The 20,918-nt window shown below is 49.0% G+C and carries 24 protein-coding genes and 2 tRNA genes; 13 read left to right on the forward strand and 13 right to left on the reverse strand.

Annotated features, from left to right (window positions below; genetic code table 11):
• Positions 1 to 11 precede the first annotated feature (11 nt).
• Genes pyrR through ASG24_RS02780 form a run of 3 tightly spaced genes read left to right on the forward strand, consistent with a single transcriptional unit; the run spans position 12 to position 2,828 of the window.
• Positions 12 to 575: a bifunctional pyr operon transcriptional regulator/uracil phosphoribosyltransferase PyrR gene (pyrR, locus tag ASG24_RS02770; RefSeq protein ID WP_055826089.1), complete on the forward strand. Its 564-nt coding sequence runs from the start codon at positions 12 to 14 to the stop codon at positions 573 to 575.
• A 1-nt stretch (position 576) separates the two neighbouring features.
• Positions 577 to 1,533, forward strand: coding sequence for an aspartate carbamoyltransferase catalytic subunit (locus tag ASG24_RS02775; protein ID WP_055826091.1), 957 nt, complete (start codon positions 577 to 579; stop codon positions 1,531 to 1,533).
• A complete protein-coding gene (locus ASG24_RS02780) occupies positions 1,530 to 2,828 on the forward strand; it encodes a dihydroorotase (protein ID WP_055867579.1) in 1,299 nt (432 codons plus the stop codon). Before ASG24_RS02775 ends, ASG24_RS02780 begins: the two co-directional genes overlap by 4 nt.
• 100 nt (positions 2,829 to 2,928) lie before the next feature.
• Here ASG24_RS02780 and ASG24_RS02785 read toward each other — a convergent pair whose 3' ends face one another.
• Both ASG24_RS02785 and ASG24_RS02790 read right to left on the reverse strand, forming a co-directional pair.
• Positions 2,929 to 4,089, reverse strand: coding sequence for a PilT/PilU family type 4a pilus ATPase (locus tag ASG24_RS02785; protein WP_055826095.1), 1,161 nt, complete (start codon positions 4,087 to 4,089; stop codon positions 2,929 to 2,931).
• A gap of 8 nt (positions 4,090 to 4,097) precedes the next feature.
• Positions 4,098 to 5,141 carry a type IV pilus twitching motility protein PilT gene (locus ASG24_RS02790; RefSeq protein WP_055826097.1) on the reverse strand — a complete coding sequence of 348 codons (1,044 nt, stop codon included), beginning with the start codon at positions 5,139 to 5,141 and terminating at the stop codon, positions 4,098 to 4,100.
• Between the two features lie 63 nt (positions 5,142 to 5,204).
• On the opposite strand from ASG24_RS02790, the gene ASG24_RS02795 reads away from it, so the two are divergent.
• From ASG24_RS02795 to ASG24_RS02805, 3 genes are read left to right on the forward strand one after another with little or no spacing between them, the layout of a single operon-like run.
• Positions 5,205 to 5,918, forward strand: coding sequence for a YggS family pyridoxal phosphate-dependent enzyme (locus ASG24_RS02795; RefSeq protein ID WP_055867582.1), 714 nt, complete (start codon positions 5,205 to 5,207; stop codon positions 5,916 to 5,918).
• A gap of 22 nt (positions 5,919 to 5,940) precedes the next feature.
• On the forward strand, positions 5,941 to 6,771 hold the full coding sequence (gene proC / locus ASG24_RS02800; protein WP_055867585.1) for a pyrroline-5-carboxylate reductase: 831 nt from the start codon (positions 5,941 to 5,943) through the stop codon (positions 6,769 to 6,771).
• A 14-nt stretch (positions 6,772 to 6,785) separates the two neighbouring features.
• Positions 6,786 to 7,322, forward strand: a complete 537-nt coding sequence (locus ASG24_RS02805; RefSeq protein ID WP_235562282.1) for a YggT family protein — start codon at positions 6,786 to 6,788, stop codon at positions 7,320 to 7,322.
• Positions 7,323 to 7,372: 50 nt separating this feature from the next.
• On the opposite strand, the gene rng is transcribed toward ASG24_RS02805, so the two are convergent.
• Together rng and ASG24_RS02815 are read right to left on the reverse strand one after the other, a co-directional pair.
• The gene (gene rng / locus ASG24_RS02810) at positions 7,373 to 8,839 is read right to left on the reverse strand and encodes a ribonuclease G (RefSeq protein WP_200936972.1); all 1,467 of its coding nucleotides are present in this window, start codon (positions 8,837 to 8,839) and stop codon (positions 7,373 to 7,375) included.
• A 49-nt stretch (positions 8,840 to 8,888) separates the two neighbouring features.
• Entirely contained in the window at positions 8,889 to 9,455 is a 567-nt protein-coding gene (locus ASG24_RS02815) for a nucleoside triphosphate pyrophosphatase (RefSeq protein WP_055826108.1), read from the reverse strand.
• Positions 9,456 to 9,630: 175 nt separating this feature from the next.
• Between ASG24_RS02815 and ASG24_RS02820 the strand changes: the two genes are divergently transcribed.
• The 6 genes from ASG24_RS02820 (at position 9,631) to ASG24_RS02845 (ending at position 13,443) form a co-directional block, all read left to right on the forward strand.
• Positions 9,631 to 10,491, forward strand: coding sequence for an ATP-binding protein (locus ASG24_RS02820; protein ID WP_055867593.1), 861 nt, complete (start codon positions 9,631 to 9,633; stop codon positions 10,489 to 10,491).
• A gap of 2 nt (positions 10,492 to 10,493) precedes the next feature.
• On the forward strand, positions 10,494 to 11,444 hold the full coding sequence (locus ASG24_RS02825; protein WP_055868403.1) for a Nudix family hydrolase: 951 nt from the start codon (positions 10,494 to 10,496) through the stop codon (positions 11,442 to 11,444).
• On the forward strand, positions 11,389 to 11,886 hold the full coding sequence (locus ASG24_RS02830) for a septal ring lytic transglycosylase RlpA family protein (protein ID WP_082487960.1): 498 nt from the start codon (positions 11,389 to 11,391) through the stop codon (positions 11,884 to 11,886). Before ASG24_RS02825 ends, ASG24_RS02830 begins: the two co-directional genes overlap by 56 nt.
• Positions 11,887 to 12,354: 468 nt before the next feature.
• Complete coding sequence (locus ASG24_RS02835) at positions 12,355 to 12,654, forward strand: hypothetical protein (protein ID WP_200936957.1); 300 nt, start codon at positions 12,355 to 12,357, stop codon at positions 12,652 to 12,654.
• Between the two features lie 191 nt (positions 12,655 to 12,845).
• A complete protein-coding gene (locus tag ASG24_RS02840) occupies positions 12,846 to 13,196 on the forward strand; it encodes a hypothetical protein (protein ID WP_055867600.1) in 351 nt (116 codons plus the stop codon).
• A gap of 22 nt (positions 13,197 to 13,218) precedes the next feature.
• Positions 13,219 to 13,443 (forward strand): VF530 family DNA-binding protein, encoded by a 225-nt coding sequence (locus ASG24_RS02845; RefSeq protein WP_055867604.1) that lies wholly within the window; start codon positions 13,219 to 13,221, stop codon positions 13,441 to 13,443.
• Between the two features lie 20 nt (positions 13,444 to 13,463).
• On the opposite strand, the gene ASG24_RS02850 is transcribed toward ASG24_RS02845, so the two are convergent.
• The 5 genes from ASG24_RS02850 to ASG24_RS02870 all read right to left on the reverse strand — a co-directional run bounded on the left by ASG24_RS02850 (position 13,464) and on the right by ASG24_RS02870 (position 17,433).
• Complete coding sequence (locus tag ASG24_RS02850) at positions 13,464 to 14,264, reverse strand: alpha/beta hydrolase (protein WP_235562283.1); 801 nt, start codon at positions 14,262 to 14,264, stop codon at positions 13,464 to 13,466.
• Between the two features lie 635 nt (positions 14,265 to 14,899).
• On the reverse strand, positions 14,900 to 15,088 hold the full coding sequence (locus ASG24_RS02855) for a DNA gyrase inhibitor YacG (protein WP_055867610.1): 189 nt from the start codon (positions 15,086 to 15,088) through the stop codon (positions 14,900 to 14,902).
• On the reverse strand, positions 15,088 to 15,861 hold the full coding sequence (gene zapD / locus ASG24_RS02860; RefSeq protein WP_055826127.1) for a cell division protein ZapD: 774 nt from the start codon (positions 15,859 to 15,861) through the stop codon (positions 15,088 to 15,090). Before zapD ends, ASG24_RS02855 begins: the two co-directional genes overlap by 1 nt.
• Positions 15,862 to 15,930: 69 nt before the next feature.
• Positions 15,931 to 16,533 carry a dephospho-CoA kinase gene (gene coaE, locus ASG24_RS02865; protein ID WP_055867614.1) on the reverse strand — a complete coding sequence of 201 codons (603 nt, stop codon included), beginning with the start codon at positions 16,531 to 16,533 and terminating at the stop codon, positions 15,931 to 15,933.
• A gap of 27 nt (positions 16,534 to 16,560) precedes the next feature.
• Positions 16,561 to 17,433, reverse strand: a complete 873-nt coding sequence (locus tag ASG24_RS02870) for an A24 family peptidase (protein ID WP_055867617.1) — start codon at positions 17,431 to 17,433, stop codon at positions 16,561 to 16,563.
• Between the two features lie 211 nt (positions 17,434 to 17,644).
• Here ASG24_RS02870 and ASG24_RS02875 point away from each other — a divergent pair, with 211 nt between their 5' ends.
• A complete protein-coding gene (locus ASG24_RS02875) occupies positions 17,645 to 18,043 on the forward strand; it encodes a hypothetical protein (protein ID WP_055867620.1) in 399 nt (132 codons plus the stop codon).
• A 43-nt stretch (positions 18,044 to 18,086) separates the two neighbouring features.
• Here ASG24_RS02875 and ASG24_RS02880 read toward each other — a convergent pair whose 3' ends face one another.
• From ASG24_RS02880 to ASG24_RS02895, 4 genes are all read right to left on the reverse strand, one after another.
• Complete coding sequence (locus ASG24_RS02880) at positions 18,087 to 19,019, reverse strand: polyprenyl synthetase family protein (protein ID WP_055868410.1); 933 nt, start codon at positions 19,017 to 19,019, stop codon at positions 18,087 to 18,089.
• Between the two features lie 307 nt (positions 19,020 to 19,326).
• Positions 19,327 to 19,403, reverse strand: a tRNA-Arg gene (locus ASG24_RS02885).
• Between the two features lie 58 nt (positions 19,404 to 19,461).
• Positions 19,462 to 19,555 (reverse strand) — tRNA-Ser (locus ASG24_RS02890).
• Positions 19,556 to 19,673: 118 nt separating this feature from the next.
• Entirely contained in the window at positions 19,674 to 20,903 is a 1,230-nt protein-coding gene (locus ASG24_RS02895; RefSeq protein WP_055867624.1) for an aspartate kinase, read from the reverse strand.
• Between the last annotated feature and the right edge of the window lie 15 nt (positions 20,904 to 20,918).

The following is a 20,918-nucleotide window of genomic DNA, read 5'->3' on the forward strand; positions in this document are numbered from 1 at the left end:
ACAGGACTCTCATGATATTGCCTGACCCCGAACAGTTGCTGGATCAGCTTTACCAACAATTAAAACCCCGCGTCCATGAAAATACCGCTTTGGTCGGCATCTACACCGGCGGCGTGTGGCTGATGGAAAAATTGCTGCAACGCCTGCAAACCGAACTGGGGCGCGACATTGCCCATGGCAAACTGAATGCATCCATGTACCGCGATGACTACGCCAGACGCGGAATGAAAACCACCGCTCAACCCGGCCACATCCCTTTTGACGTGAATGACAGGCATATCATCCTGATCGACGATATTTTCTACACAGGCCGCACAGTGCGCGCCGTGATTAACGAGCTATTTGATTATGGTCGCCCTGGCTTGATAGAATTGGCTGCACTGATCAACCGTGGTGGCGCACAATTACCGATTCGTCCTGATATCGTTGGCGCCGATATCCCACTGCTCGCGCACCAGGCATTTGAACTTTCCATCAATACGCAGGGACGTTTGCACCTGACGGTGACAGATTCCAGCCAGTCTGCTACCCATTCCCCAGAAGCCAATCTGCCTAACGACAGTGGAGCCAATTAACATGTACAACCCGCAACTGAACGCGCAGGGGCAACTACAACACCTGCTCAGTATCGAGGGCCTGCCCAAACGTATCCTGACCGATATTCTGGACGCTGCTGAAAACTTCGTCGGGGTAGCTGAGCGCGAAATCAAGAAAGTGCCGCTATTACGTGGCAAAACGGTCTGCAACCTGTTTTTTGAAAACAGTACCCGTACGCGCACCACCTTTGAAATTGCTGCCAAACGTTTGTCTGCCGATGTGTTAAACCTGAATGTCAGCACCTCATCGCAATCCAAAGGCGAGACCATACTTGACACGGTCAACAACCTGATTGCCATGCATGCCGACATGTTTGTGGTGCGCCACCAGCAGAGCGGCGCCGCACACTTTATCGCACAGCATGTACCGCCGCATATCAGCGTGATTAATGCCGGTGATGGCCGCCACGCGCACCCTACCCAGGGCTTGCTGGATGTATTTACCATCCGCAAATACAAACCTGAAATGCATAATCTGCGCGTTGCAATTGTGGGAGACATATTGCATTCCCGCGTGGCACGTAGCGAAATTCACGCACTCGCCACGCTAGGTGTGCCTGAAATACGTGTCATCGCACCCCGCACCTTATTGCCTGCAGAAGTGGAAAAACTGGGCGTACAGGTTTATCACAATATGGATCAAGGTTTGAAAGACGTTGATGTGATCATGATGCTGCGCCTGCAAAACGAACGCATGTCCGGCGCCCTGCTGCCAAGTACACAGGAATTTTTCCAGACCTTTGGCCTGACACCCGAGCGGCTGACACTGGCAAGGCCAGATGCGATTGTCATGCACCCGGGGCCAATGAACCGTGGGGTTGAAATCGACTCCAGCGTGGCGGATGGCAAACAATCCGTCATTCTTCCGCAAGTTACCTATGGCATCGCGGTACGCATGGCCGTGATGGCAATTCTTGGGGGAGGCAACGCCGCATGAATATAGTCATCAAGCAAGGCCGTGTGATCGATGCCAGCCAGCAACTGGACCAAGTCTGCGATATCTATATCAGTGGCGATAAAATTACCGCCATCGGCAATGCACCAGCCGGTTTCAAGGCAGACCAGACGCTGGATGCCAATGGCAAATGGGTACTGCCCGGCCTGGTAGATTTGTGTGCGCGCCTGCGTGAACCTGGTAGCGAATACAAAGCTACCCTGTTGAGCGAATTACGTGCAGCCATGGCCGGTGGTGTCACCAGCCTGGCATGCCCACCGGATACCGATCCGGTACTGGATGAACCTGGGCTGGTTGAAATGCTCAAGCACAGGGCGAAGTCACATGCCCTGGCAAATGTCTATCCTTTAGGTGCCGTTACCCGCCAGTTAGAAGGCCATTTCCTCACCGAGATGTTTGCCCTGACGTCAGCCGGTTGCGTCGGTTTTTCACAGGCTGATACACCGATTGTCGATACGCAAGTGCTCTGGCGTGCCTTTGAATACTCTGCCACCTTCGGCTATACCTTGTTTATGCGTGCAGAAGATCCGTACCTGGCGAAAAACGGTGTTGCACATGATGGCGAAGTTGCTTCCCGATTAGGCCTGAAAGGTATCCCGGTTGCAGCCGAAAGCATCGCCCTGCAAGCCATGCTGCGTATTGCCCAAAACACTGGCGCTTCATTACATATTGCCCGTGTTTCCACGGCGGAGTCTGTGGAATTGATACGCCAGGCCAAGCAAGCTGGTGTACGCCTGACTGCTGATGTCAGCATCCAGCACCTGCACCTGACAGAAATGGATATAGGATTTTTTGACAGTATGGTGCACCTGAAACCACCGGTGCGTACACAGCGTGATCGCGACGCTTTGCGCGCCGGTTTGCTGGATGGCACGCTTGATGCCATTTGCTCTGACCACACACCGGTTGACGATGACGATAAAGCCTTGCCTTTCGCCGAATCCCGCCCCGGCGCGTCAGCACTGGAATTATTGCTCCCATTGACTTTAAAATGGGCAGCGCAAGCCAAGCTTTCACCCGCACAAGCGCTACTGAAAATCACGCAAACCCCTGCCAATATTTTAGGCGTGCCGGCAGGCACCCTCAAAGTCGGGGCAATTGCGGATGTAGTGATTTATGACCCGGAAATCGAATGGCGTGTAGATAGCCGCGTATTGGTCAGCCAAGGAAAAAATACACCTTTCCTGAATCAGTCACTGGCAGGAAAAGTCTCGGCAACTTTCACCAGCGGTGAATTGGTATTCCAGCAGGAATCATTGCAGCAAACCAAGTCCTAAGCAGTTGCAGGTGCCAGAAATCAACAAGCTCCACTAAACAACGCTAGTGGGGCTTGCTATATTCAACTCTTATTCTTTACGACTGTCTCAAAGAATCACTTTATAAAATATCAAGGTTGGAAATCTTGTTTTGATCCTGATTTTCCGGGTTTGCCAGTTTGCTGTTCAGTTTAATTTTCAGTCGCAAATCATTCACCGAGTCGGCATTACGCAATGCATCGTCATAAGTGATTTTGCTGGCTTCATAAAGCTCAAACAAGGCCTGGTCAAAGGTTTGCATACCTAACTCACGCGATTTGGCCATGATCTCTTTAATCGCGTGCACATCGCCTTTGTAAATCAGGTCAGAAATCAATGGCGAATGTAGCAATACTTCAACCGCTGCCACACGACCACTGCCATCGACTTTGGGAATCAAGCGCTGCGAAGCGATACAACGCAGATTGAGTGATAAATCCATCAGTAATTGCTGACGTCGTTCTTCGGGGAAAAAGTTAATAATCCGGTCTAATGCCTGGTTGGTACTGTTGGCGTGCAAAGTCGCCAGGCACAGGTGGCCGGTCTCAGAGAAGGCAATCGCATAATCCATGGTCTCACGATCGCGGATTTCGCCAATCATAATCACGTCCGGCGCCTGGCGCAGGGTATTTTTCAGCGCCGCGTGCCAGTTCTCAGTATCTACACCTACTTCGCGCTGGGTAACGATACAGTTTTTGTGGCCGTGGATAAACTCTACCGGGTCTTCAATGGTAATAATATGGCCATAGCTGCTTTCATTACGATGGCCTAGCATCGCCGCCATCGAAGTAGATTTACCCGAACCGGTACCGCCGACAAAAATCACCAGTCCGCGCTTGGCCATCACTACGTCTTTAAGGACTGGCGGCAGTTTCAAATCATCAAATTTTGGAATATTGGTATTAATGACGCGGAATACCAAACCCACCGCGCTACGTTGAATAAACGCATTCACGCGGAAACGGCCAACGGACGACATGCTGATCGCAAAATTGCATTCCAGGGTTTCTTTAAATTCCTGGGCTTGCTTGTCATTCATGACTGCACGTGCAATTTCGGCAGTTTGCTGCGTATTCAGAGTTTGCGATGACACCGGTGTCAGTTTGCCATCAATCTTCATGGCGGGCGGAAAACCGGCTGTAATAAACAAGTCAGACGCTTTTTTGGTGACCATCAGCTTCAGCAGGTCGTTCACAAACTTTTCAGTTTGTGCTCGGTCTTCGCCTGTTTGTATAGTATCCATCCTGTTTCTTAGCCCATGATTGAGTCGCGGTTTGCTGCTTTGGTACGTGCTTCATCTGCACTGATCACATTGCGCTTTACCAGATCCTGCAAGTTCTGGTCCAAAGTTTGCATGCCTACGTTTTGCCCTGTTTGAATCGCAGAGTACATTTGTGCGATCTTGTTTTCACGAATCAGGTTACGGATCGCCGGTGTACCTATCATGATTTCATGCGCAGCCACACGGCCTTGCTCATCTTTGGTTTTACACAGGGTTTGTGAAATGACAGCGCGCAATGATTCGGAAAGCATGGAGCGCACCATTTCTTTTTCAGCGGCAGGGAACACATCGACCACCCGGTCTATGGTTTTTGCAGCAGAGCTGGTGTGCAAGGTTCCAAATACCAAATGACCGGTTTCCGCAGCTGTCAGCGCCAGGCGTATGGTTTCGAGGTCACGCATCTCACCAACCAGAATCACATCCGGGTCTTCACGCAGTGCCGAACGCAAGGCATTATCGAACGACTGTGTATGTGGGCCGACTTCCCGCTGGTTGATCAGGGATTTTTTCGAGGTATGCACAAATTCGATCGGGTCTTCCACGGTCAGGATATGCGACATTTGCGTCTCGTTGATGTAATCCACCATGGCTGCCAGGGTGGTGGATTTCCCGGAACCGGTAGGACCGGTCACCAGCACAATGCCACGTGGCGTATCGGCAAGGTCTTTAAATACCTTGGGTGCATTCAATTCTTCCAGCGTAAGCACTTTGCTCGGAATAGTACGAAATACGGCACCGGCACCACGTTGCTGGTTAAATGCATTGACCCGGAAACGTGCCAGGTCAGGGATTTCAAACGAGAAATCGCATTCCAGGTTTTCTTCATACACTTTGCGCTGGCTGTCATTCATGATGTCATACAGCATGCGATGCACTTCAGCGTGCTCCATGGCCGGCAAATTGATTTTACGCACATCGCCATGCACACGGATCATCGGTGGCAAACCGGAAGATAAATGTAAGTCTGACGCTTTATTTTTAACAGAAAATGTCAATAAATCTGAAATATCCACATTTGACTCCAGTGATTTTTATATAATGTTATTTTGTCTTTTAAACTGCATCCCGGCACACCCATGACTGCGCTTATCAACCTGGCCGAAAATATTGCTGATATTCAGCAACATATTGCTAAAGCCAAAACGAGCTTTAAAGCGCCACAACAAGTAACGCTGTGTGCAGTCAGCAAGTCGCAACCGGCCGAGGCCATTCGCAGTGCTTTTGAGGCAGGTCAAACCATATTTGGCGAAAACTATCTGCAAGAAGCGCTGATGAAACAGCAGCAATTACAGGACTGTGCAATAGAATGGCATTTTATTGGGCCGATTCAAAGCAACAAAACACAGCAAATTGCCCGTCAATTCGATTGGGTACACTCAGTTGACCGTCTGAAAATCGCACAACGCCTGTCAGATGCACGCACTGCAGAACTCGCGCCGCTGAACATTTGCCTGCAGGTAAATATTAGCGAAGAGGCAAGCAAGAGTGGTGCCAGCGGCCAGGAACTGCTGGAACTTGCCTTAAATATCAAACAATTGCCGCATTTACGCTTGCGCGGACTGATGGCGATTCCGGCGCCCCAGCAGGATTTTGATGCGCAACGTGACCAATTCCGGCAGGTGCGGGTATTGTTCGAGCAATTAAATAGCCATGGCCTACAACTCGATACTTTGTCGATTGGCATGAGCGGTGATTACCAAGCTGCCATCGCCGAAGGCGGCACATTGGTACGTATAGGTACCGCAATCTTTGGTGCACGTTTGCCGAAAACTTCCCCAGATTCAGATTAGCTACCAAAGGAGCTGTTTAAACATGTCCTCACTCGCATCGCCCCGTATCACTTTTATTGGCGGCGGCAATATGGCGCAAGCACTGATCACCGGCCTTAGACAGCGCGATTTTGCCATGCAACAGATTACCGTGATAGATCCGGATGCCAGCAAGCATGATCAATTGCAGCAAGCCCTGGGAGTTCGTACCGCACAGGTGCTGTCGGCGAAAGCTTTGCAGGTGGATGTCATTGTACTGGCGGTAAAACCGCAGCAATTGAAAACAGTCGCTGAATCACTTGCACCCTACCTGCAGTCACAACTGGTTATTTCGGTGGCAGCAGGTATTCGTACCACCGATTTAAGCCGCTGGTTAAATGGCTACAGCACATTGATACGCACCATGCCGAATACACCGGCACAAATCCAGGCGGGAGTGACCGGCATTTACGCACTTGCGAGTGTCAGCGAAGGCCAGCGTCTACTGGCAGATAGTTTGCTGCAAGCGGCAGGTGACGTGGTGTGGCTGACCGATGAAGCACAACTGGATGCGGTCACCGCCATTTCCGGCAGCGGCCCGGCCTATGTATTCTTGCTGATTGAAGCACTCACCGATGCGGGAGTCGCGCTAGGGCTGGATAAAGACCAGGCATTACAACTGAGCGTGGCGACTTTTAAAGGCGCCAGCCTGCTCGCCGCCGCAAGCGAGACACCCATTGCCACATTGCGCGAGCAAGTGACTTCCAAAGGCGGCACCACCGAACAAGGTTTGCTGAGCCTTAATCAGCATAATATTCATGCCATCATGCAACACGCGGCACAACAAGCAGCCAACCGGGCAAAAACCCTCGGCGACGAACTGGGAGGACAATAACAATGTTAGGTGAAATGAGCATATTTTTGCTGAGGACAGTATTCGGGATTTTGACGTTTTTACTGGTGTTACGTTTTTTGATGCAATGGACCCGCACCTCGTTTCAGAACCAGCTCGGGCAAATGACCGTGGTGCTGACCGACTTTATGGTCAAACCTGCGCGCAAGCTGATACGCCCGGTCAGGCAATGGGATATGTCAACTTTATTGCTGGCCTTGCTCATGCAGGTGATTTTATTCGCGCTGCTTTCCACCCTGGCCGGATTACCGCCTGCACCGCTGTTCTGGTTATGGCAGGCCGTGGTTGGCGTATTGGCACAAATCATTGACGTATTTTTCTATGCGATTCTGTTGATGGCAATCTTAAGCTGGGTTAACCCGTACAGCCCGATTTATGGCGTACTCAACCAGCTGAGCTCGCCTATCCTTGACCCGTTGCGCCGTGTATTGCCGCAGATTCAAGGTTTTGATTTTTCAGCATTGGTGGCGCTGATCTTATTGCAAATGATCAGCCGGGTTGTGATACCAGGGTTGGCAGTCGGCGTTATTTAATTGGATTACCGGGCGGCTGAAAGGTCGCCCGGCTTGCATCGTGACTATTTTTACATCCATACGATATCGAACTCTTCACGCCCGTACTGGGTATCCGGGTGCAGTGTCACCGGCTTTTTAATAAAGTCCGAAAGGCTGGCGAGGCTTTGTGACTCCTCATCGCCCAGCATATTGATCACTTCTGGCGACGCGAGGATTTTAAAGGCATTGGCACTCTTGAACTGCCTGGATTCACGCAGCAATTCACGCATGATTTCATAGCTGATGGTTTGTGCAGTTTTCAGTTCGCCACGACCCTGGCATACTTTGCAGGATTCACACAACAAATGCGCCAGGCTTTCACGCGTGCGTTTACGTGTCAGTTCCACCAGGCCTAAAGCAGAAAAGCCGTTGACGTTGATACGCGCCCTATCCAGTGTGACCGCTTTGCGCAATTCCTCGAGTACTGCTTCCCGCTGTGCGTCTTCATCCATATCGATAAAATCGACAATGATAATGCCGCCCAGGTTGCGCAAACGGAGTTGGCGGGCGATGGTTTGTGCCGCCTCAAGATTGGTTTTGAAAATGGTGTCGGACAGGTTTTTACCACTGACAAAACTGCCGGTATTCACATCGACAGTGGTGAGCGCTTCCGTCTGGTCAAAGATCAGGTAGCCACCGGATTTAAGCTCTACTTTACGTGACAGCGCTTTTTCGATTTCATTTTCAATATCATAAAACTCGAATAAGGAGCGCTCACCCTTGTAATGTGTCAGCGGCTTGACGGCATGTGAGACATAAAGCTCGGCAAATTCTTTCAGCCGCTCAAACATTTCTCGCGAATCGACCCGGATATTGGTGGTTTCCTTGCACACTACATCGCGCAAGATCCGGCGCGGCAAACTGAGGTCGTAAAAAATCAGCGAACGCTCACCGACGGTTTTGCTCTCGGTCTGGATCTTGCTCCATACCCGGCGCAGGTACTCAATGTCAGCCAGCAACTCTTCATCAGTAGCAGCCTCTGACATAGTGCGGATAATGTAACCACCTTCGCGCTCTTCCGGCAGCAAACCAAGCAGACGATTACGCAAAAATTCGCGCTCTTCCTCAATATCAATCCGCTGTGAAACGCCGATATGTTTTTGATAAGGCAAATAAACCAGGAAACGACCGGCTATACTGATTTCAGTGGTCAACCGCGCACCTTTGGTGCCTATCGCCTCTTTAATCACCTGCACGATAATCGATTGGCCTTCGTGCAGTACTTCCTGAATCGGCCGGTCAGTTTTAACATCGCCTTCTTCAGCATGGCAATCCATGATATCCGCTGCATGCAGAAATGCCGCGCGTGGCAAGCCTATTTCAACAAACGCAGATTGCATGCCTGGTAACACGCGCACGACCGTGCCACGATAAATGTTGCCGACAATACCGAGTGAAGATGCACGTTCAATATGCAACTCCTGAACGACACCCTGTTCCAGAATCGCCACCCGAGTCTCCTGCGGCGTGACGTTAATTAGTACTTCCTGCGCCAATGACATTTTGCTTTACCCGATCCCAACTATTATCGTTTTTTTCCAGAGTTTACCACGCGTGCAACAACTGCGCCGTTTCATGCAGCGGTAAGCCCATCACCCCGCTGTAACTGCCGTCAATGCGCGATATCCAGGCACCTGCGCGGCCCTGTATTCCATAGGCACCGGCTTTGTCCATCGGTTCACCGCTAGCCACATAATCCTGCAAAACATCCTTAGGCACTTGCATCATTTCCACGCGCGTTGTGTTCAGTAAAGAGTGCACCTCCCCTGCCTGGTAAACCGCCACCGCAGTATGCACCAGATGTACGCTGCCACTCAGGCGGGACAACATCGCCATCGCTTCTTCAGCATTCTCTGGTTTGCCAAGAATGTCTTGTCCCAGCGCCACCGTGGTATCCGCAGCCAGAATGGGTATTCCGCTATCCGCATAAGTAGCGGCAATCGCCAGCGCCTTGGCTTTTGCCAGACGTTGTACATATAGCGCCGGGTCTTCTCCTGTGAGGGTGGACTCATCAATATCTGCCGGCACGATTTCGCACTGCACACCAAGTTGCGCCAGTAGCTCGACACGGCGCGGGCTGCGCGATGCCAGAATAATCTTTTGTTGTTGCATAGTTAAGTAGCCTGTTGAAATTGAAAACGTGACTGGTATAAGCCCGACAAGTTACCACAAAGGTGTCGATATTTTCGGTAAAGCCCTTTTGCCAAAGCAACACTGCCACTGACAGGCCTTTCCGGCATTGTGTACAATAGCCGCTCACCTCACATCATGATTTAAGAAAACCTGCATGAATTCGATTGAACACCTGCTGCAGCGCGCCGAGCAATTAATTACGCGCCTGGAAACCTTGTTACCTGCACCACTGGCTGAACCTAACTGGCAAGTGACTGCCTGGCGCTGGGTCAAACATGGTGCGCAAGGCCAGTTGCAATCAGTCCAACACCCGCATACGGTTTCTCTGGAAGATATCCGGTTTATCGACAGGCAAAAAACTGAAGTAGTACGCAATACCAAACAATTCCTGCAAGGTCTGCCTGCCAACCATGTATTGCTGACGGGTGCGCGTGGCACCGGCAAATCGTCATTGGTAAAAGCCTTGCTGAATGCTTATGCAGACACTGGTTTAAGGCTGATCGAAGTCGATAAACAGGATTTAACCGACCTGCCACAAATCACGCAATTGATCAGGAACCGCCCGGAAAAATTCATTATTTTCTGTGACGACCTCACGTTTGAAGCGAATGACACCGGCTACAAAGCCTTGAAAGTCATCCTCGACGGCTCGATTGAAAACGCCTCTTCCAATTTGTTGGTATACGCAACTTCCAATCGCAAAAACCTCATGCCTGAGTATATGGCGGATAACCAGCCGATACTGGAAAAAAGCGGCGAAATTCGCCCGAATGACACCATAGATGAAAAAACCTCATTAGCAGAACGCTTTGGCTTGTGGTTATCGTTTTACAGTTTTGACCAGGATGAATACCTGAGCATTGCCGAACACTGGCTGCAAACTTTTGGCGTCAGCATGGATGACACTGCCCGCCATGCTGCCTTGCAGTTTTACCATACCCGCGGTGCCCGCAGCGGACGCGTCGCTTACCAGTTTGCCAAGGATTATGCCGGCAAACTGCAACTGAAGTCTTAATGATGGCAAAACTAGTCCAAGTCGCGGTCGCCATCCTGATACGGCCAAACGGTGAATACCTGCTCGCCAGCCGGCCAGATGGCAAGGGCTGGGCAGGCTGGTGGGAATTCCCCGGTGGCAAGATCGAAGCTGGCGAAACTCCGGAACACGCATTGATCCGTGAATCCCAGGAAGAGCTTGGCATCACACCGACAAAGATTCAACCCTGGATAAAACGCCGTTACGACTATGCTGCCACGCATGATGCAGAAGCCAAAACCGTGCTGCTACATTTCTTTTTTGTCAGTGAGTGGCGAGGTGAATTACAGGCACGTGAAGGCCAGCAGTTTGCCTGGCAGCATCCTCAAAAGCTGAATGTCAGCCCGGTGCTTCCCGCAAATGCCCCCATCATGCAGGCGCTATCATTACCCTCTGTGTACGCCATCAGCAATGTGCAGAAAATGGGGGAACATGCTTTCTTGCAAGCATTGAGAAAACAACTGGATCAAGGCCTGCAACTGCTGCAAATCCGCGAACCGCAACTCGACAAACACAACCTCACTCAGTTGAGCACAAAAGTATTGTCATTGTGTGCGCCTTACGACTGTCGCTGCCTGTTGAATGGCAGCCCCGAGCAAGCCATGCAACTCGGCTACCAAGGTGTGCATCTTAACAGCCAGCGCCTGATGACCATGATGACTAAGCCAGACAACTTGCTCATTGGCGCTTCCTGCCACGATGCTGGGCAACTGCAAAAAGCACAAGCCCTGCTCGATTTTGCGCTACTCTCGCCTGTATTACCGACACGCAGTCATCCGGAAGAGCCTGGATTAGGCTGGGAGAAATTTGGTGAAATGCTCAATGGTCTGGAAATACCGGTTTATGCGCTGGGCGGCATGCAACTGGAACACTTGGCCCATGCCCAAGCCTGTGGTGCGCGCGGCGTCGCTATGCAACGGGCGATCTGGATATAACCATGACTGGATCCACCTTGCATCGCATCTGTCTTCAAAACATAAACTCAAAGCAGGGATTAAATTGACAAGGTATCTTTTAATTTTTATCGCTTTCGTTATTAGTGGATGTAGCACCCTCAGCCCAAGGTCCAATGCAGACTGGGTTGGATACAAGGAAAGTGGAAAGGCGTCATATTACGCCAACAGCCACCAGTCAAAAAAGACGGCAAGCGGTGAGCTATATAAACAGGAACTTAAAACAGGTGCTCATAAAGTATTGCCATTTGGTTCGCTGGTTAAAGTGACAAACGTCGATACTGCTAAATCGGTGATTGTCAAAATCAATGATCGTGGTCCCTATGTAAAGGGACGGGTAATTGATCTTTCAAAGTCTGCATTCAGTGAGATCGGCAGCATTTCAAACGGTGTTATTGATGTGCAAATCGAGGTTATCGAATAATATCTCACTCAAGCGTTTGATCTTATATAACTCGAGGACTTTCAACTCTGCCTGGCGCTAGGCATTTTAGCGCCAAAGTTTAGCGCGCAGCGACTATACATGGTGGAAACCGAATTCTTAAGGGCAAAGTCGCATACGAAATGGGCGAGTTGCAAATCGCACAGGATAATTTTCGAATTGCCAACGCGAAATCAGAGGGCCGGGCATTTCACAGCGAGGACAAAAGTACAAAAGCTGCTAACTGAGAAGATCAGCAGCTAACAAATCATTTCAGGCGTTCGGCTTCGCCAGCGCCTGCATTACAACGCTAGCCATGAGCACAAATTTTGGAAACTAAGAATGCGGTCAAAAAATACTGAGAAAGTCCTACATCCAAAGCTTGGGTTTCCCAGAATTCTCGCGCTTGCCTTTGTTTTCTTATGGTTTTTTATTGGTGGAATTGCGCATTTTGCCTTTACTGAATTAGAGATGAAAATTATGCCTCCCTGGTTGCCAGCACACAGGGAGCTGGTGCTGATTAGTGGCTTCTTTGAGTTGGCAGGCGCTATTGGGATTTTATTTGCCCGCACTCGTCGTATTGCGGGTTGGGGACTGATTCTGTTAACTATAGCAGTGACGCCTGCCAATATTTTTATGTTGCAAAACGCCAGCCAGTTTCCCGAGGTACCTTATTGGGCGCTAGTCGCTCGCTTACCTTTGCAGATACTGTTGTTGTTATGTATTTGGTGGGCAACCAAGCCTCCGGTACTACATTTTCAGCGCAACTAAATAAAATCCATATTGTACTGTACCAAGGCTGCAATTTAAGTCGAGATAAAACCTGATAACTTTAGAAGTGTATTGAAACGCTCACTGTCTTATAGGCTGGGGACAGGAAGTTAATTTTTTGAAGGTCTAACCTACTACCAAATCATGATTAGCTAACTTCCGCACCTTTGCTTTAGGCTACAATCGTTATCATGTACGAATCAAAAAATAAGCCGCCTATTCCACATAGACTGTTCGCCAAGCGTGTGGCGCTCCATGCTGTAATAGCTATCGGTTTGCTGCTGCTTTCACTGGCTATAGGGATGGCGGGCTACATGCATTATGAGCAGCTCGCGTGGCGCGATGCCTTTTTAAACTCGGCAATGCTGATGGGTGGCATGGGGCCTGTGGATGCGCCAAAAACAGATGCTGGAAAAATCTTTGCCGGCCTGTATGCACTATATGCGGGGCTTGTTTTTATAGTCACGGTTGGTTTGGTTCTTACGCCAATTGTGCATCGCATCATGCACAAATTTCACTGGCAGCAAGATAGCCAGGCTTAATAAAAAACATAACCTGCCCCAAATGACTACCTCTAAACCTGCTCAGCCAAATAATCCCTTACATGGTGTCACCCTGGAAAGTATCGTGACGAGGCTTGTTGACCATTATGGCTGGGATAAACTTGGCGATAAAATCAATATCAATTGCTTCAAGAATGATCCATCGGTGAAATCCAGCCTCAAGTTTTTACGCAAAACACCTTGGGCCAGGGAACAGGTGGAAAACCTTTATCTTTTCACTTTCTAACTAAGTAGCTGGCAACGGCTTTAATGCTGTTTTATAAACGCTGTAATCGTATCTAACATGCGTTTGTCACGTAGCGGTTTTGCCAGTTTGGCAGCCATATCGACATGGCCATACCCAGCAAACTCGGCGACCTCTACCGGCCCGCCTGCGGCCTTGATTTTAGCGGCCAGATTATACGTGTTTCTGGGCCAGACGGTGCCGTCTTTGGTACCTACCATTAGCAACATGGGTGGATTGTTGCCAGTGACAAAATTGATGGGTTGCGATTTCGCCCGTTGGTCATCCGGGCCAAAAATTGTTTTCAATCGATTACTTTTGAGCGGCAGAAAATCATACGGGCCAGCCAGTCCTATCATGCCGGCAAAGTCTTTTGGTTTGCTGTTGTGCTCTGCAAGAAACTCAGGATCTAATACCAGCATGGCGGCGATATGCGCACCGGCAGAATGGCCTGCCAGGAAAATGCGATCAGGGTCGCCTCCCAATTCGGCTGCGTGCAATTTCACCCATTTAGCAGCTTTGGCAGGGTCTTCCATAAAGCCTGGAAATAGCACCTCAGGGTAGACGCGATAATCGGGAATGATGGTGATAAAACCCTGCGATGTCATGGCTTCGCCTATAAACTTATAACTCCCGCGATTGCCGGAATCCCAGCTTCCGCCGTAAAAGAACACCACGACAGGCAGGCCTTTGTTCGTAGTGCCCGTGCCAGCGATATCCTTTGAGGTATCTGGCTGCGGATTATTAGCCAGCACATGATGTTTAGGGATATAGATATCTAATGCTTGCCTGGGTAAGTCACCATAAGCAACCCCCTCTTTCAATTGATATTCTTTATCCGAAATGACAGCATTAAGTATGTTGACCGGCGAGCACGCAGTGGCGAGAAAACCCATGATAATTAAAACAATATAGTAAAAACTGGTTGGGAAGATCGATGGACTGGCATGGCAATGAGGCATAAATTGTTATTAGTGTTGGCAATAAGCATCAGTGGATGAATGAATAGCGTATAAATGAATTACACCGATATGAGCTTTAAATGCTGAAAAAATTCATTTCAAAGCCAGAGTAAGTGTGCGTAAAGTCCTGGCAGAATTTTCGAGTTAGCTATTTTGCTAAACATCAAGATAGCTGCAAATCAAAATTGCAGTTTTAGCAATTACTTGTTGTAGAAATATTTCTTGAACAGGTAGTGTTTGGCCTTCCAGACATTCCAGCTCAAATGGCAAGGCGGGGCGTAATAATACGCCGTGGATTTTTCTCGCATCGCAATGATTGTCATTGCTTTATAACCCGTTTTACTAATCGTCTTAGATGATAATAGGCACTTGAATGCGTTGAGCTTTATATTATTTAACGGTGCTATTACCTGGAGTGAATACTGCCAGAGAAAAAAGGCATGTTAATTATTTGTGCGAGAATTCAATAATTACACCCGCGTGTAACCATTAAAGTTTTATTCAGGCTCGTCAAGATCGGGTGGTGTGGTATCAGGAATCCTGAATTTTTCCATAGCCCAGTCGCCTAAATCCATCAACTTGCAGCGTTCGCTGCAAAACGGCCTGTATGCATTAGCGGTCGAATACTCTGTCATTTCGCCACAGCCCGGGCAAGCAACCTTGCGTGGCTTTACTGCTGCTTGCATCAATTGTGTCCTGGCCCGGTAAAGTTGCAGATAATCATCTTAAAAGGGATATCTTGCTCACAAGCCTTAGGCCGTTGCACAAAATCCAGTTTCTGGAAACGGATATTGATGGCGTATTTATTGGCACTCACCTCGGGGAAACACTCATCATGGCTAATTTCAATCCGCAAGAGTTGTGCAGGTTTGTGCCCTGAAAGTTGCTGTTGGTAAGCGCCTTTATGCGCCACCAAGGACATGACTTGACCGCTGCCGCGCAGCAATTGCAGTAGCATGCGTATCGCTTCGTACATAGGCATCAGGCGGCCCAGCCATTGCGCAAAATCGGTTCTACGACGATCTACACTCAAATACAGCCAATGCCGGTAGGAAGGCAGGTCAAACTCGCAGACACCGCCTGGAATACCAGCACGTTGTTTCACACTCATCAACCAGTCGTTGTCACGTAGCGATTGGCCGAGTTTCTGGTGATCTGACCTTAATAGCGTGGCACACCGGTCCAGGCTAGCCAGGGTTTCACCAAGGGCATTTTGATCAATATTCGGATTGCCCTGCAAGAATGAAAGCTGGACTTTATGCCTGTCCAGTTCCTGCAATAAATCGACTTTTAAATCGCCACGATCAATCAGGTCCAGGATTTGTAACAGCGTTAGCAGCGCCACATGGTGATTCACCTCATGGCCTACTTCAATGTGATGCAGCATCTTTACAAACAAATCTTCCAGGCGGAGATATGTTCTGATGCGCTCGTTAAATGGAAACTCGTAGCTAGACACGGCAGCCTTTTCTGTCAGCTGATACTTGAAAAGTATGCAATAAAAGCCTGATTATGAAACCCTTTTTACTCAGTGGCAAGTTTTTGAGAAAATTTGATGAAAGTTAAGCACTTTTTCACGTAAATTTTCCAGGGTTTGATTGTTTTCAATGACTGAATCTGCAATTTCCAAACGCGCTTCGCGACTGCTCTGCGCGGCGATAATAGCTTCTGCCATGGCTTCGGATAGCGCACTACGTTGCATCACTCGCGAGATTTGTATTTGCTCACTGCAATCGATCACCAGCACATGGTCAATCATGCGCCAGTCATCGCGGCTTTCGACCAATAGCGGAATCGCTAATACGACATAAGGCTGTGCAGCATAATGTGCAATCTGCTGTGCAGCCTCTTCACGGATGGCAGGATGCATAATGTGATTTAATTTATCCAGCGCATCTGGTTCTGAAAATACCAGCTCGCGCAATTTGGTACGGTCCAGCTGACCCGCAGCGTCAAACATCGCATCCCCGAAAGCCTGACGCACCGCCTGCATCGCTACGCTGTCGGGAGTGCTCATTGCACGGGCGATTTCATCCAGGTCTACCACTGGCACGCCCAGTTCAATAAAGGTTTTACACACCTCGCTTTTGCCACTGCCTATGCCGCCGGTAACGGCCACTACTTTAGTCATCGATAATATATTCAGGTACTAAGGAAATTAAGTGGCCAGGTAAAAAGAGGCCAAAACTTGCCCATAAAACAGCGCTGTTATACCACCCAGCGCCAGAAAAGGACCAAACGGAATGGCAGTCTGGCGGGTTTTACCTTTGAATAAAATAAGCGCTATGCCAATCACACTACCAACCACTGAGCTGAGCAATATGACCGCTGGCAGTAATTGCCAGCCAAACCAGGCGCCAATAGCAGCCAGCAGTTTAAAGTCACCATAGCCCATACCTTCTTTACCAGTCACCAGCTTGAACAACCAATACACAGCCCACAGCACCAGGTAACCTGCCATCGCACCAACTACTGCTGAAGTGATATCGGTGAACCCGTTATTTAAATTCAGCAGCAAGCCCAGCCACAACAATGGCAAAGTGATGTCATCCGGCAATAACTGGGTATCAAAGTCTATAAAAGTTAATGCGATTAATGCAAAGACGAATATCAGGGCAAATAATGTAAGTTGGCTATAACCATATTGCACTGCCACTGCCAGTGACAGCGCCCCGGAGACAGCCTCTACCAGGGGATACCGCGCTGAAATAGAGGCTTTACAGGCTTTGCAACGCCCGCGTAAAAACAGGTAGCTGATGACAGGGATATTTTCCAGTGCACCTATCATGTGTCCGCAATGAGGGCAGGTAGAATGCGGAACTACCAGGTTATATTTAGGCTGATCGGGTACAGGTTGGCCTTGTAAATCCAGGCAGTTAGCGTGCCACTCACGCTCCATCATTTTGGGCAGGCGATGTATGACTACGTTAAGGAAACTGCCAACCAGCAAGCCCATCACCAGGCATACACCCTGCAGAAAATGTGGTTGCGTTCTCAACAAACTTAAAACAGGCTCAAGGATTTCTGTCATGATACCGATAACACTATTAAGGTTGCTGCATCATCTCATCGTTAATACAAGTAATCAAGGCTAAAAGCCTGTGACGCATGGTAAAGCCTGTTAGAAAGCCGAAATTACTGCCTTGAAAACAGGTTCAATGTCACCATTTATGTGTAAGATGAGAATTGCACTCCAGCCGAGTGACTTCGAATCCGAATCTTATTAGTGAAGGAAGTTGCCTATGTCTGATCAAATCAAATTCACGCCTCCCACCGAAGTCGAACTGGGCCAGGTAGAACATCCTGCCTGGGATGAACCGGTTATCTGCCGTGTTGAAGTCGACCTGCCAGGATGGTTGGCAAACCTGACCGGACAATCACACTGGGAAGTCTACAGTGAAGAGGAAGAGGAAAATTGCGTCAGCTTCGCCATGCGCGCATCACAAAAACATGGCCTGCATACCATTACCAGTCGTATCGACAATGCATTGCAAGCTGAAGTGACGCTTTACCATAATGGTTATGCAGTGGTAGATGTCAATGGCGAATCATTGTTTGATGGCGCGTTGACTAACGCAACCAATGAATGCGCAAGACTCAGTTATTACCATGCCAGTGGTGAACCGATAGCGCTAAACTAACGTAAGAGGTGTGGCATGCGTTGAAAAATGCATGCTGCCAGTCTTATTGTTGGCGGCTGACTGAAAACCTGGCTAAATCCAGCAATGCTTGCTTAGCCGGGCTTGTTTCAAAAATATCTAGTGCGTCGCAGGCGAACTGTGCTTCTTTTTGTGCAACCGAACGCACATAATCAAATGCTTTTACTGCATGCAGGATTTCCAGTACTTGTTCGAGGTGCGTAACCTGCCCTTCCAGTAATGCCTGTTTTACCAGTTCTGATTGTGCGGTTGGCGCTTGCTGGATCGCATACAGCATCGGCAATGTAACCTTACCCTCTGCCAGATCATTGCCTAGCGTTTTACCAAATTTTTCACTATCTCCGGTCAGATCCAGTACATCATCAATCAACTGAAATGCCGTACCTAAATGCATGCCATAGGTTGCCAGCGCTTCTTCCCGTTCTGGGCTAGCCTGGCATTGCACGGCTCCCAGGCGGGTGGCCGCTTCAAATAACTTGGCTGTTTTAAAATGGATAACTTGCAGGTAATCCTGCTCACTGACGCCTATATTGCGCACATTGAGCAACTGCAGGACTTCGCCTTCAGAAATAGTATTAGTAGCGTCAGCCAGAATTTCCATCACGCGCATGTTCTGCAGCTTGACCATCATCTGGAAAGCACGGGAATACAAGAAATCACCCACCAGTACGCTGGCGGGGTTGCCATACACATGATTGGCGGTGGATTTACCGCGGCGCAAGTCAGAAGCGTCTACTACGTCATCATGCAGCAAAGTCGCCGTGTGAATAAACTCAATGATGACTGCCAGCTGATGATGTGCAGGCGTGACTCCGGTGCCAGCCAAATCTCCCGACATTAACACCAATGCCGGACGCAGGCGTTTGCCGCCACTATGGATGATATATTCCGAGATTTGATTAATGAGCGGAACTTGCGATGACAAAGACTGGCGAATAACGACATCCACCTGCTGCATATCGTCTGCAATCCGCGCCAAACAGGCATTTAAAGACACTAACATACCAATAAAAAAACAAAGCTAGAGCATATCATATCTGACACTCCTCTCGCTATGCAGGAATGCTAGTGCAGGCAATACCGATACGCTGAATATTTAGCCCAGTTTGATTGGAAAATTAGCGATTAAGACTTTTCTTACGTTTGATGCGTTTAAAAACCTAGTGCTACTTTTAAAAAGAATTTCTTTTTAAAAAGAGGACATAATTGAGATGTAGTGGAAAAGAAAAAAGCCTTGTTTCGTGAGAAACAAGGCTTTTATTTTTTGGCGCGCCCGGAGCGATTCGAACGCCCGACCCTTTGGTTCGTAGCCAAATACTCTATCCAACTGAGCTACGGGCGCCAAGGTGTTACAACGCTGTTGCAACAAGGACAGCATTATAACACAAGTTTAAATTTTTTGGCGGTGAGCGAGGGATTCGAACCCTCGATACAGGTTTAAGCCCATATGCTTCCTTAGCAGGGAAGTGCCTTCGACCACTCGGCCAGCTCACCGTTTTAAACGAGTACTACATTACTGCTCAACACAGTATTGCTACTGCATCGAAGGGCGCCATAGTACGCGAAAACCCTTCGTAAATCAACGCAAAATTAAAGAATGTTTTTAGTCAGATTACGCATCATCCAAAGCAAAAGCTTTATGCAACACACGCACTGCCAGTTCCATATATTTCTCTTCAATCACCACGGCAATTTTGATTTCACTGGTGGAAATCATCTGGATATTGATGCCTTCTTCCGCCAGGGTGCGGAACATCTGGCTGGCGATGCCCACATGTGAACGCATGCCAACACCCACTACAGATACCTTGGCAATTTTGTCGTCGCCACTGATTTCACGTGCCTGGATATGCCCCTGCACTTTGTCACGCAAAATACCCAGCGCTTTGTTCATTTCATTCTTGTGTACGGTAAACGTAAAGTCGGTGGTGCCATCTGCGCCGACGTTCTGGATGATCATGTCCACATCAATATTGGCATCGGCCACCGGGCCTAAAATCTGGTAAGCGATACCCGGTTTGTCAGGCACGCCTGCCACAGTCACTTTTGCTTCATCGCGGTTAAATGCAATGCCGGAGATGATTGGATCTTCCATGTTTTCCTCATTTTCTTCAAACGTAATCAATGTGCCATCGCCCTCTTCCTCAAAGCTGGAAAGCACACGCAGTTTCACTTTATATTTGCCGGCAAACTCCACTGAGCGAATTTGCAATACTTTGGAACCTTGAGATGCCAGTTCCAGCATCTCTTCAAAGGTAATTTTTTCGAGGCGGCGCGCTTCTGGCACCACGCGCGGGTCGGTGGTATATACGCCATCAACATCTGTATAAATCTGACATTCGTCCGCATCCAAGGCCGCAGCCAAGGCGACGCCGGTAGTATCAGAACCACCGCGACCAAGGGTTGTAATATTGCCATTGGCATCTACACCCTGGAAACCGGCGACGACACAGACATAGCCATCATCGAGATCTTTTTTCAGGTGATGTTGATCAATATCCAGAATACGGGCTTTTGTATGCGCATCATCGGTCAGAATTCTTACCTGTGAACCGGTATAGCTTTTAGCTTTAATACCCAGCTCCGACAATGCCAGTGCCGTCATGCCTATCGTCACCTGCTCGCCGGTAGACAACATCACATCGAGTTCACGCGGATCCGGATCCGGCATGATTTCTTTAGCCAGTGCAATCAGACGGTTGGTTTCACCGGACATGGCCGACACGACCACTACGACCTGGTGACCCATGGCTTTGTAGCGCGCGACGCGCCTGGCCACATTGCGGATACGCTCAGGATTTGCGACTGAGGTACCACCATATTTTTGTACTATTAATGCCATTATTAAGCTCTAATT

Origin of the sequence: Methylophilus sp. Leaf414, assembly GCF_001425425.1 — a bacterium.
Lineage (GTDB): Bacteria > Pseudomonadota > Gammaproteobacteria > Burkholderiales > Methylophilaceae > Methylophilus.

What these genes read in the sequence shown, in the direction of transcription:
- ASG24_RS02820 (WP_055867593.1), top strand. Translation starts at nt 9,631, where the DNA reads ATGAATTCGATTGAACACCTGCTGCAGCGCGCCGAGCAATTAATTACG.
- ASG24_RS02840 (WP_055867600.1), top strand. Translation starts at nt 12,846, where the DNA reads ATGTACGAATCAAAAAATAAGCCGCCTATTCCACATAGACTGTTCGCC.
- ASG24_RS02830 (WP_082487960.1), top strand. Translation starts at nt 11,389, where the DNA reads ATGCCCAAGCCTGTGGTGCGCGCGGCGTCGCTATGCAACGGGCGATCT.
- ASG24_RS02835 (WP_200936957.1), top strand. Translation starts at nt 12,355, where the DNA reads ATGAAAATTATGCCTCCCTGGTTGCCAGCACACAGGGAGCTGGTGCTG.
- ASG24_RS02870 (WP_055867617.1), bottom strand. Translation starts at nt 17,433, where the DNA reads ATGACAGAAATCCTTGAGCCTGTTTTAAGTTTGTTGAGAACGCAACCA.
- ASG24_RS02795 (WP_055867582.1), top strand. Translation starts at nt 5,205, where the DNA reads ATGACTGCGCTTATCAACCTGGCCGAAAATATTGCTGATATTCAGCAA.
- ASG24_RS02785 (WP_055826095.1), bottom strand. Translation starts at nt 4,089, where the DNA reads ATGGATACTATACAAACAGGCGAAGACCGAGCACAAACTGAAAAGTTT.
- coaE (WP_055867614.1), bottom strand. Translation starts at nt 16,533, where the DNA reads ATGACTAAAGTAGTGGCCGTTACCGGCGGCATAGGCAGTGGCAAAAGC.
- ASG24_RS02895 (WP_055867624.1), bottom strand. Translation starts at nt 20,903, where the DNA reads ATGGCATTAATAGTACAAAAATATGGTGGTACCTCAGTCGCAAATCCT.
- ASG24_RS02825 (WP_055868403.1), top strand. Translation starts at nt 10,494, where the DNA reads ATGGCAAAACTAGTCCAAGTCGCGGTCGCCATCCTGATACGGCCAAAC.
- ASG24_RS02775 (WP_055826091.1), top strand. Translation starts at nt 577, where the DNA reads ATGTACAACCCGCAACTGAACGCGCAGGGGCAACTACAACACCTGCTC.
- ASG24_RS02780 (WP_055867579.1), top strand. Translation starts at nt 1,530, where the DNA reads ATGAATATAGTCATCAAGCAAGGCCGTGTGATCGATGCCAGCCAGCAA.
- proC (WP_055867585.1), top strand. Translation starts at nt 5,941, where the DNA reads ATGTCCTCACTCGCATCGCCCCGTATCACTTTTATTGGCGGCGGCAAT.
- ASG24_RS02875 (WP_055867620.1), top strand. Translation starts at nt 17,645, where the DNA reads ATGTCTGATCAAATCAAATTCACGCCTCCCACCGAAGTCGAACTGGGC.
- ASG24_RS02880 (WP_055868410.1), bottom strand. Translation starts at nt 19,019, where the DNA reads ATGCAGCAGGTGGATGTCGTTATTCGCCAGTCTTTGTCATCGCAAGTT.
- pyrR (WP_055826089.1), top strand. Translation starts at nt 12, where the DNA reads ATGATATTGCCTGACCCCGAACAGTTGCTGGATCAGCTTTACCAACAA.
- ASG24_RS02815 (WP_055826108.1), bottom strand. Translation starts at nt 9,455, where the DNA reads ATGCAACAACAAAAGATTATTCTGGCATCGCGCAGCCCGCGCCGTGTC.
- ASG24_RS02805 (WP_235562282.1), top strand. Translation starts at nt 6,786, where the DNA reads ATGAGCATATTTTTGCTGAGGACAGTATTCGGGATTTTGACGTTTTTA.
- ASG24_RS02855 (WP_055867610.1), bottom strand. Translation starts at nt 15,088, where the DNA reads ATGCAAGCAGCAGTAAAGCCACGCAAGGTTGCTTGCCCGGGCTGTGGC.
- ASG24_RS02845 (WP_055867604.1), top strand. Translation starts at nt 13,219, where the DNA reads ATGACTACCTCTAAACCTGCTCAGCCAAATAATCCCTTACATGGTGTC.